This is a genomic window from Paenibacillus sp. 2KB_20 (genome assembly GCF_052115765.1).
Lineage (GTDB): Bacteria > Bacillota > Bacilli > Paenibacillales > Paenibacillaceae > Paenibacillus_AQ.
The window spans coordinates 79767-89586 of sequence record NZ_JBFRHH010000020.1; the positions used below are offsets into that span (position 1 = coordinate 79767).

The window sequence follows — 9820 nt, forward strand, 5'->3', positions numbered from 1 at the left end:
GGCTTGGCCATACAATATAATGATCAAGATTAGTTAAGGGGGATGATTCATGGAACCGATCCGGCGAGTTTTCACTTTCAGGATCTCCAATCCGATTCTTTCAGGACTTTTGTATTCTTTTTTCTGGATGTTTCTTGGCGCGTTTGCTTTATCCCTGCTTCTATGGGGCAGCGGACTAGCCGAAGATGATTTATCGTTCTACACGTTTCTCGTACATGCCATCGCAGCCTTTATCGGAGGTTGTGTGAGCGGCAAGCGCGCAGGAAACAAAGGTTGGTATTACGGCTGCCTGACAGGGCTGATATATGGCATTACGCTGCTCGTCATTGGCTTTCTTGCTTTGGATAGTTCTTTATCTCTCGGAGATTTGACGCTGATTGCCACGGTATTTGCCGCCGGCGCCATCGGGGGAATGTTCGGGGTCAACTTAAAAAAATAAAGTTTCAAACTAACGCTCCTGGCGAGCATCTCACTACCATGCTAAAAAACAAAGGCCGACTCCTAAAAGGAATCGGCCTTTGTTATAACGATTACATTCCATATGTAGGTGAAACGTAATTATGCATCCGCATTCACACTATGGCTGATAGAGTTACGATCGAACGTCAACTTCGTTACATCGTTCACTTTCAAAACCACAATATCGTCGGTAATCTCCACAATTGTACCGTGAAGGCCTCCAATGGTTACCACTTTATCGCCTTTTGACAAGGCGCTAAGCATTGCGTTTCTGGTCTTCTGTTTTTTCTGCTGTGGACGAATAAGCAGAAAATAAAAGATGACAAACATCAAAACGAAAGGCAGAATCAACCCTAAAATACCGCCTCCGCCTTGACCTGCACCAGCTGCTAAATCAAACATATCTTTCCCCCCTTTCACAAACTTATCATGATGGCCATGAACTTGCTTTAGAACCCTTTTTCATTATCATGTAGGCCGTACTTATCAAAAAACTCATCGCGGAAATCAAGCAGACGGTCTTCCATAATACTCTGACGCACGTTACGCATCAAATTGAGCAGGAAATGCAGGTTATGATACGTCGTCAATCTTAATCCAAACGTTTCATCACTCTTGATCAGATGACGCAAATAAGCACGCGAGTAGTTACGGCAAGTGTAGCAGTCACATTCCGGATCCAGCGGTCCGTAATCCCTGGCATATTGAGCATTTCGAACGACAAGACGGCCTTGACTTGTCATCGTTGTCCCGTTGCGAGCGATCCGCGTCGGAAGCACGCAATCGAACATATCCACACCACGAATCGAGCCCTCAATCAACGCATCGGGTGATCCGACTCCCATCAAATAGCGAGGCTTATTGTTCGGCAGCAAGGGCACCGTGTAATCCAGCACTTCATACATAAGCTGCTTCGATTCTCCCACACTAAGTCCACCAATAGCATAACCCGGGAAATCCATGGAAGTCAAATCACGGGCGCTCTGACGGCGCAGATCCTCATGCATGCCTCCCTGAACGATGCCGAATAGGGCTTGGTCTTCCGGTCTGGCATGGCTCTTTAAGCAGCGTTCAGCCCAGCGAGAGGTCCGCTCGGTGGATTGTTTAACGTATTCATACTCCGCAGGATAAGGCGGGCATTCATCAAAAGCCATCATAATATCAGATCCAAGCGCGTTCTGAATCTCCATCGCGACTTCCGGGGAGATAAACAGTTTATCTCCGTTCAAGTGGGAACGGAAATGTACGCCTTCTTCCGATATTTTTCTCATTTCTGCTAAGCTGAATACCTGGAAGCCTCCGCTATCGGTCAGGATCGGACGGTCCCAGTTCATGAATTTGTGCAGTCCGCCCGCTTCCTTCACAATATCGTGTCCAGGACGCAAAAAGAGATGATAGGTGTTGCTCAATATAATGTGGGCATCCATAGCCTTTAGTTCTTCCGGACTCATGGTTTTTACCGTTGCCAATGTTCCCACAGGCATGAATGTCGGCGTATCGATCACGCCGTGCGGGGTGTGCACTCTGCCGAGCCTCGCGCCCGATTGTTTACACGTTTTAATATGTTCATAAGTAACAGCTGCTACCATTGTATTAACCAACCTCCGAATTAATAGATAAACATCGCGTCTCCAAAGCTGAAGAATCGATATTCCTTCTCAACAGCTTCCTTGTACGCCTTCATAATGTGTTCGCGTCCGGCCAGCGCACTGACCAACATCACCAGCGTGGATTTCGGCAGATGGAAATTCGTAATCAGCGCGTCCACAACGGTAAAAGCATATCCGGGATATATGAAAATGCTTGTCCAGCCGCTGCTCTCACGCAGCGGCTCGCCTTCCAGCGCCGATCCAACCGTCTCCAGCGTTCTGCAAGAGGTAGTCCCTACAGCGATAACCCTACCGCCGCGCCGCTTCGTTTCATTCAGCAGCTCAGCGGTTTCCTGGGAAAGGGAATAGTACTCTTCATGCATGACATGATCCTCAACCTGTTCCACGGACATCGGACGAAATGTCCCCAATCCCACGTGAAGGGTAATGAAGGCGATGTCTACTCCCTTGGCCTGAATCTGTTCCAGGAGAGCTTCCGTGAAGTGCAGGCCCGCCGTGGGAGCGGCTGCAGATCCTTCATGCTTCGCATATACGGTCTGATACCGATCGCGGTCATCCAACTTCTCCTTAATATATGGCGGAAGCGGCATTTGCCCCAGTTCATCCAGGATTTCTTGGAAAATCCCTTTATACGAAAAGGATAGAATGCGAGCACCCATCTCGCCTTCTTCCTCAATGATCGCTTTTAATTTACCGTCCCCAAAGGAAATTACGTTCCCTTTTTTCAGCTTCTTGCCCGGTTTTACAAGTGCTTCCCACCGGTCTTGCCCCATATTCTTCAGCAGAAGGACCTCTGCTTTCGCACCGGTGTCTTCCTTTGCACCAAACAATCGGGCCGGTATGACCTTGGTATCGTTTAATACGAGTGTATCCCCCGGATTCAGACTGTCTATAATGTCCGCAAACGTTTGATGGCTTATATGTCCGTTCTCTTTGTCCAGCGTGAGAAGCCTGGAAGAGCTTCGATCAAGCAGTGGCGTCTGCGCAATTAAGTGTTCGGGTAATTCAAAATCATACAAATTCACATTCATGTCGTTCAGTCCTTCGTAATAGTCGTGTTGCGGTAATAGTGTTGGAGTATCTGCTTGTAATCATACCCTTCATCTGCCATTCCTTTGGCACCCCATTGGGACATGCCCAGTCCGTGGCCTAAGCCTTTACCGGTAAATTTAAAGCCGGAAGAGCTTTCAATCACACGTGCTTTCCCCGATCCATTCATCACAACGGTACCGGAACCTTTGACATTTCCGTTACCGCTCCCTGAGATAACGGATATCGTTTGGCCGCTTGAAACCGTTGATACCGCACCATTCGCGCTCAATACAGTATAACTTCCGGTCGATTCAATATCAAACAATGTGCTTGGCAGTCCGTTAAAAGCCGAGCGGAACATATCCGGATATTTTACGTCCAGCACTTGACCGTTGGCTTTCACCGTAAGGGCACGTCCAGAAGGGCCTCGCTCCGTTACATCCAGCGAAGTAATAGAAGCAGGCAGGCTGTTAGTGGTTTTTCCTTTTAGAGAGGACAGTAGTTGATCCGAAGTATACGGACCACGAACCCAGTCATAGCTGTTGGATTCCGCCACTTTCTCAAGGACGACAGCCGTTTCTCCTGGATTCATCTTGCCTACAGGCTCAACGTTCGATTGGATCAATGGCAATGGGCGTACATTCGTATCCTTGGCGGTAACGGTCATATAGAGGAGCCCTGCCGATGTTTTGTTGCCGGTTTCCTTCACATTGTCCTCACGTACATAGCCTGTAGCGCCACTCGGAAGAAGTACATGATACCAAGATTTAAGCGCTGCCTGGGATGAGGAATCTCCAGTGCTTTCCACCGCGGCAAACAGATCGTTACGGTTACCCCACACCTCGGTGGAGTCCGCCGTCATTCCTCCGCTATTGGAGGAGAACACGGTTTCCACTATTTTGCCGTCTTTCATGACCACTTCGCCGTCAGTTGCATCCACTGCCTGAATAATGCTTGGATACTCATAGGCGGTCCCATAATAGGCCTGGCTTAGCGTTGTGTCCACGACATGGGCTACTTCGAACTTATTTCCTTGGAAGAGCGCATAACTGCGTGCCGCTACAGCCTGTGCTTTCAGCGCTTCAACACCCCAAGTAGATGGCACCTCGGCTCCAACGACGGAATACAGGTACTGCTGGAACGGCAGTTCATTGACGAGATACAATTGACCGTTCTTTTGTCCGATCTCCAAAGCGCCTCGATAGGAGCGATCCGATCGCTCCTTCACATTCGTTCCGGCACCTGAGCTTCCTTCTACCCGCAGAACCGACTGACCACCTGACAACATATAATGCTGTGTCTCTTGAGGAGTCGCCAGGTTCAGGCTTACATCTCGTCTCATCATCAGACCCGTGGTTGCGGCATTCATTTCAACGAGGGCGCCGGATATTGGAGTAGCTTCCTGTCTGACTGCAGCCAGATCGGCTGTGTTGGCTGCCTCGCCTACCCAAACCTCATAAGCGGATGCACCTCCGTTAGGTACCACAACATTGAAGGCATCCATGCCGGCATTTGCATACGTCTTACGTACAGACTCCGCCTCAGCCTCCGATCCGTACGATCCCGCAGACAAATGCAGTCCGCCTTTAACAGAAGGCGTTTGACCATTCAGATATGCAGCTACCGTCTTCGCAGTTCGCGTTGCCGCGTCCACGGCCGCTTTCTCTGTCCCATACATACCGGCATATAGTTTGTATACATTGCCGTCTGCAAACAGCGTCGGTTTGTCATTCGTCGCCTCCAGTTTTTTCGCCGCTTCCGAAGCCGTTTTCCAATCCGTGGTCTCGAGCACCTTGACGCGGTATGTATCCACACTCATTCGGACCTGCTGGTTTGCTGGAATGCTCATCAAAGTCTGCTGAGCACCGGATACAAGCAGCGATGCCGTCAGAGCCTCAGCGGATTTCAGCGTAACGGCATTGGTTGTTGATTTATACTGACTTCCCAGATCCAAAAACATCGCAACTCGAATCGTATCTATTGAAGGAGCGGCCGCATGTACTGCAGGCGCGCTCCATAGGGTTCCGGCAACAGCCAGTGACAAGAGTCCCTTGGTGGTCCAACCGAATAATGATTTCGTCCAGTTCCTATCCATTTAAGTCTTTCCTCCTGTAGCTATTAGGATTTGGTATGAGTGTAATGATTCTATAATCTAACGACGATCTTCAGGGAAGGGAATACCTAAATGTTGATAAGCTGTGGGCGTTACAACCCGTCCCCGGGGTGTACGCTGCAAGAAACCGATCTGCAGGAGATACGGTTCATAAACATCTTCAATGGTTTGGCTTTCTTCTCCAATGGTTGCCGCGATGGTATCCAGACCTACAGGTCCCCCACGGAAGCTTTTGATCATGGCGTTCAACATTTTATGATCAATAAAGTCCAGTCCCATCGGATCGATCTGCAGCATTTTCAGCGCTTCCTGAGCGATGCTTGGCGTTATCATGCCATCTCCTCGAACCTGAGCATAATCACGGACCCGTTTCAAGAGACGGTTGGCAATGCGGGGCGTCCCGCGCGACCTCAGGGCAATCTCTTCTGCTGCCTCTCCTAATATCTCGATCTCTAAAAGATCCGCATTGCGTGACACAATATAACTCAGCTCGTCCACCGTATAGAATTCCAAACGGCTTACCACGCCAAAACGGTCCCTAAGCGGCGCAGAGAGCAATCCAGCCCGGGTAGTGGCGCCAATTAAGGTAAACGGCGGCAGGTCCAGACGTACCGAGCGTGCGCTTGGCCCTTTCCCGATCATAATATCCAGCGCAAAATCCTCCATCGCCGGATACATCACTTCCTCTACCGTCCGGTGCAGCCGATGGATCTCATCAATAAACAGGACATCTCCTTCCTGCAGATTAGTGAGAAGTGCAGCCAGATCCCCCGGTCGCTCGATTGCCGGACCGGAAGTCGTACGGAGATTAACGCCAAGCTCATTGGCGATAATATTCGCCAGTGTCGTTTTGCCGAGACCCGGAGGACCGTACAACAACACGTGGTCAAGCGCTTCGTTACGCATTTTTGCCGCTTCGATATATACCTTGAGATTTTCCTTAACTTGATTCTGTCCTATATATTCAGCTAAATAGCGTGGACGCAGACTAAGCTCGACAGCCTGTTCGTCCATCATTAGATTGGCGGAAATAATTCGATCGTCCATCTATATAAACTCCTCTCCTGCAGCGATTCTCTATCTAACCAGCGAATAGCTGCTGCAGTGCCCGCTTCATGAGCACATCGACGGATTCGCCGCTTGCGCCGGAATCCTTGATCTTCAGCCAGACTTTATCCAGCTCGCTATCCGTATAACCAAGAGCCTTCAATCCTTCACGAGCCTCAGACCACGCCGAGCCGTCAGCTTCCGGCTCAGGCTCCTGAATGGCAAAAAGACCTGTCATCATGCTCGCATTTCCGAATCCCTCAAGCTTGTCCTTCAGGTCCAGAATCATGCGCTGCGCTGTTTTCTTACCGATTCCCGGAAGCTTGATTAAGAAGGATACATTCTCCTGGTAGATGGCGGAAACCACATGATCCGGTGATCCCCCGCCCAATATGCCGAGCGCCACACGCGGACCGATACCCGAGACTTCGATCAGTTTACGGAACAGCTTCTGTTCCTCCCGTGTCGGAAATCCAAACAGCAGGATGGCATCTTCACGGACATGATGATGGGTAAACACCGTGATGGTTCCTTCGGTTTTGGCAAAGGCATACGGATTCGGACAGAACACCCGGTATCCTACCCCATGAACATCCAGTACAATATATTCACTCTCTAAGTGGACTACCTGTCCCCGTAAAAAATCGATCATTTTCGCAATACCTCATTTAACTTGGAATTCAGTGTATAGGAATGCGCGTGACAGATCGCTACAGCCAATGCATCCGCCACATCGTCAGGTTTGGGAATGCTCTGCAACTTCAGGAACATCCTGACCATCTCCTGTACCTGTTTCTTCTCGGCCTTGCCATAGCCGACAATCGCCTGCTTCACCTGCATCGGCGTATATTCTGCAATCGGGAGCCCGCGTTGGACCGCAGCCAGGATAAGAACTCCTCTGGCCTGGGATACGGACATCGCCGTGGTTACATTGCGGTTAAAAAACAATTTCTCGAAAGCAACGGCCTCAGGCTCATATTTATCAATAAGCTGCTGCATGCCTTCGTACACGTGTTGCAGCCTCTCTTCATCCGGTGTATGGGCTTCCGTCTGGATACAGCCATACTGTACCGGTGTAACTTTACTTCCAACCTTATCTACAAACCCGAAACCTACAATCGCAATCCCGGGGTCGATCCCTAAAATGCGCAAACCAATCTCTCCTCTGATGAAGCGAACATATGTATCGTTCTCTCATTATAACAAAAGATCGACCTCTGTTGAGGAAAAACTTTGATCCTTTAAGCAACCGTTACGTATCCACTATTTTGAGACCGCTGACATCCCCCTCCAACGCAAAAAACTGCCCGGAAAATTTCCGGGCAGCAGCATTTTCAGTCACCAAGCGACAAAGCAGGGACAATTTTAAGGGGTCGGGTTCATGACATTCTCAGCCATATCCCGTGCATAATCGCTAAAGGTTGACAGAACACTGTTATACTCTTCCATATCTTGGATTCGAATACCTTCTTCAAGCTGCTTGATCACATCTTTGGGCAAAGAAGACTCCATCGAACCGACATCCAGCTGAAAGAAGGTCCGCATCACTTTCTCTTCTTCCGGTGGGCCATCAAACAACGTTAAGTTTCCTTGGGAATCGATACTCATATAAGCTTGCCTCTTACAGGTGGGGGAGAGGTCGGATACGGTGTGCTCCAGCCAAACTACTCCTTTGTTATCCAAGCGTCCCTGCCATAAAGGATTTTTATTCATCAGTTCATAAATACCGTCCGCCGTAAGCTTACCCATATCCTGCTCTTCGATGCCACATACATAAGTGATGCGAACATGAACATGCTTCTTTCCCTTCGAGGTATTCAGCTTCTGCATAAATTCCCTCTGATCCTGCCAGCGTTCTTCCAACTTATCATCCGCGATCTGCAAGTAATGCATCGTTTCTACGGCCAGTGGCGTTTCGTCGGATGCAGCAGTGAGCAGCTTGTGCATCTGATCCTTTATATTCTGGCCGGTCCATATCATGATACCTGCGATCAATAGGATTGCACAGGGCCAAATCGCGCGTCTCCAGCGTCTCCACCGTTTTCTGAACAGCTTCTTAAAGAAATGAAAAACACTCAAGGTTATCCCCTTCTATTCAATGTTTTTCATATTGTGACCGGGAAGCTGCCGAATTATTCAGTTCCGCTTTTGCCATTAGCATCATTTTCAATCCATAACAAAGAAAGACTGCTTTCAGTGTAACTGAAAGCAGTCTTTCGATTCGAATCGGGATGACACGATTTGAACATGCGACCCCCTGGTCCCAAACCAGGTGCTCTACCAAGCTGAGCTACATCCCGTTAATTAATGCCGGTGAAGGGACTCGAACCCCCACGGTTTCCCTCACGATTTTGAGTCGCGCGCGTCTGCCAATTCCGCCACACCGGCACAATGAAATTTCATATAGAGTAAGTAATTTAGTTTGAAAAATGGCACGCCCTGAGAGATTCGAACTCCCGGCCTTTTGATTCGTAGTCAAACGCTCTATCCAGCTGAGCTAAGGGCGCAAAATGGAGCGGACGACGGGAATCGAACCCGCGACCCTCGCCTTGGCAAGGCGATGCTCTACCGCTGAGCCACGTCCGCAATGTAAATATGTATTCCGTCTCAAGCACTCTTGGTAAAGATGGTGAGCCATGAAGGACTCGAACCTTCGACACCCTGATTAAAAGTCAGGTGCTCTACCAACTGAGCTAATGGCTCTTATTACTAAGAGTAAAGAATGGCGGAACTGACGGGATACTCTCTCTTCGTTCGAGACTACGAAGTCAATGCTTACGAAGATGATGCTTCGACGAACCCATGATGGATTCTCATCCCTGAAGCTTATAAGAATGGCGGAACTGACGGGATTCGAACCCGCGATCTCCTGCGTGACAGGCAGGCATGTTAGGCCTCTACACCACAGTTCCATGAGGCATTATCGCTATTGCGATATAAAATTGGTTGCGGGGGCAGGATTTGAACCTACGACCTTCGGGTTATGAGCCCGACGAGCTACCGAACTGCTCCACCCCGCGTCATTAAAAGGGTTGCTTAAATGGGGTCCCCGAAAAGTAATCGGAATTACTTGCGAAGCATGTGCTTCACGTTTTGGGGATAAATCATGGTGGAGGCTGAGGGGATCGAACCCCCGACCCTCTGCTTGTAAGGCAGATGCTCTCCCAGCTGAGCTAAGCCTCCGTCTGGAATGTTGTTAAAGATAATGGTGACCCGTAGGGGATACTCTCACTTCGTTCGAGACTGCGAAGTCTATGCTTACGAAGTTACCCTCCGACGAACCGACGGGATTCTCATCCCCTGATGCAATAAAGATAGTGGTGACCCGTAGGGGATTCGAACCCCTGTTACCTCCGTGAAAGGGAGGTGTCTTAACCCCTTGACCAACGGGCCATATATGCAGTCCTTGCTGGCGGAGAGAGAGGGATTCGAACCCTCGAGACGCTTTTGGCGCCTACACGATTTCCAATCGTGCTCCTTCGGCCAACTCGGACACCTCTCCATAAGTGGCTCCCCGAACAGGACTCGAACCTGTGACAACTCGATTAACAGTCGAGTG

9 protein-coding genes and 10 tRNA genes are annotated in these 9820 nt (G+C 49.5%); 1 reads left to right on the forward strand and 18 read right to left on the reverse strand.

Annotated elements, in window-relative coordinates:
* Positions 1–49 precede the first annotated feature (49 nt).
* Positions 50–439 carry a TIGR04086 family membrane protein gene (locus AB4124_RS31480; protein ID WP_076320433.1) on the forward strand — a complete coding sequence of 130 codons (390 nt, stop codon included), beginning with the start codon at positions 50–52 and terminating at the stop codon, positions 437–439.
* Positions 440–558: 119 nt separating this feature from the next.
* Here the strand turns inward: AB4124_RS31480 and yajC are convergent, their stop codons facing one another.
* The 18 genes from yajC to AB4124_RS31570 all read right to left on the reverse strand — a co-directional run bounded on the left by yajC (position 559) and on the right by AB4124_RS31570 (position 9763).
* Positions 559–861, reverse strand: a complete 303-nt coding sequence (yajC, locus tag AB4124_RS31485) for a preprotein translocase subunit YajC (protein ID WP_076320432.1) — start codon at positions 859–861, stop codon at positions 559–561.
* Between the two features lie 47 nt (positions 862–908).
* On the reverse strand, positions 909–2048 hold the full coding sequence (gene tgt / locus AB4124_RS31490) for a tRNA guanosine(34) transglycosylase Tgt (protein WP_098742576.1): 1140 nt from the start codon (positions 2046–2048) through the stop codon (positions 909–911).
* Between the two features lie 20 nt (positions 2049–2068).
* On the reverse strand, positions 2069–3100 hold the full coding sequence (gene queA, locus AB4124_RS31495; protein WP_441975261.1) for a tRNA preQ1(34) S-adenosylmethionine ribosyltransferase-isomerase QueA: 1032 nt from the start codon (positions 3098–3100) through the stop codon (positions 2069–2071).
* A 5-nt stretch (positions 3101–3105) separates the two neighbouring features.
* Entirely contained in the window at positions 3106–5196 is a 2091-nt protein-coding gene (locus AB4124_RS31500) for a SpoIID/LytB domain-containing protein (protein WP_441975262.1), read from the reverse strand.
* 57 nt (positions 5197–5253) lie between these two features.
* Positions 5254–6261, reverse strand: coding sequence for a Holliday junction branch migration DNA helicase RuvB (ruvB, locus tag AB4124_RS31505; protein WP_076320428.1), 1008 nt, complete (start codon positions 6259–6261; stop codon positions 5254–5256).
* Positions 6262–6295: 34 nt separating this feature from the next.
* Positions 6296–6913 carry a Holliday junction branch migration protein RuvA gene (ruvA, locus tag AB4124_RS31510; RefSeq protein WP_441975263.1) on the reverse strand — a complete coding sequence of 206 codons (618 nt, stop codon included), beginning with the start codon at positions 6911–6913 and terminating at the stop codon, positions 6296–6298.
* Entirely contained in the window at positions 6910–7413 is a 504-nt protein-coding gene (gene ruvC / locus AB4124_RS31515; RefSeq protein ID WP_076320426.1) for a crossover junction endodeoxyribonuclease RuvC, read from the reverse strand. The genes ruvA and ruvC overlap by 4 nt, the downstream gene beginning before the upstream one ends.
* Before the next feature lie 213 nt (positions 7414–7626).
* A complete protein-coding gene (locus AB4124_RS31520; RefSeq protein WP_441975264.1) occupies positions 7627–8340 on the reverse strand; it encodes a BofC C-terminal domain-containing protein in 714 nt (237 codons plus the stop codon).
* A gap of 147 nt (positions 8341–8487) precedes the next feature.
* Positions 8488–8561 (reverse strand) — tRNA-Pro (locus AB4124_RS31525).
* 8 nt (positions 8562–8569) lie between these two features.
* Positions 8570–8649, reverse strand: a tRNA-Leu gene (locus AB4124_RS31530).
* Between the two features lie 42 nt (positions 8650–8691).
* Positions 8692–8768, reverse strand: a tRNA-Arg gene (locus tag AB4124_RS31535).
* 4 nt (positions 8769–8772) lie between these two features.
* Positions 8773–8847: transfer RNA gene (locus AB4124_RS31540), tRNA-Gly, on the reverse strand.
* Between the two features lie 41 nt (positions 8848–8888).
* Positions 8889–8964 (reverse strand) — tRNA-Lys (locus AB4124_RS31545).
* 132 nt (positions 8965–9096) lie between these two features.
* A tRNA-Asp gene (locus AB4124_RS31550) sits at positions 9097–9173 on the reverse strand.
* Between the two features lie 31 nt (positions 9174–9204).
* Positions 9205–9281, reverse strand: a tRNA-Met gene (locus AB4124_RS31555).
* Between the two features lie 87 nt (positions 9282–9368).
* Positions 9369–9444, reverse strand: a tRNA-Val gene (locus tag AB4124_RS31560).
* A gap of 135 nt (positions 9445–9579) precedes the next feature.
* Positions 9580–9654, reverse strand: a tRNA-Glu gene (locus AB4124_RS31565).
* A gap of 17 nt (positions 9655–9671) precedes the next feature.
* Positions 9672–9763 (reverse strand) — tRNA-Ser (locus AB4124_RS31570).
* Between the last annotated feature and the right edge of the window lie 57 nt (positions 9764–9820).

Bases quoted from the DNA above. Each gene is read 5' to 3' on its own strand.
- AB4124_RS31480 (WP_076320433.1), top strand. From the start codon at position 50: ATGGAACCGATCCGGCGAGTTTTCACTTTCAGGATCTCCAATCCGATT.
- yajC (WP_076320432.1), bottom strand. From the start codon at position 861: ATGTTTGATTTAGCAGCTGGTGCAGGTCAAGGCGGAGGCGGTATTTTA.
- tgt (WP_098742576.1), bottom strand. From the start codon at position 2,048: ATGGTAGCAGCTGTTACTTATGAACATATTAAAACGTGTAAACAATCG.
- queA (WP_441975261.1), bottom strand. From the start codon at position 3,100: ATGAATGTGAATTTGTATGATTTTGAATTACCCGAACACTTAATTGCG.
- AB4124_RS31500 (WP_441975262.1), bottom strand. From the start codon at position 5,196: ATGGATAGGAACTGGACGAAATCATTATTCGGTTGGACCACCAAGGGA.
- ruvB (WP_076320428.1), bottom strand. From the start codon at position 6,261: ATGGACGATCGAATTATTTCCGCCAATCTAATGATGGACGAACAGGCT.
- ruvA (WP_441975263.1), bottom strand. From the start codon at position 6,913: ATGATCGATTTTTTACGGGGACAGGTAGTCCACTTAGAGAGTGAATAT.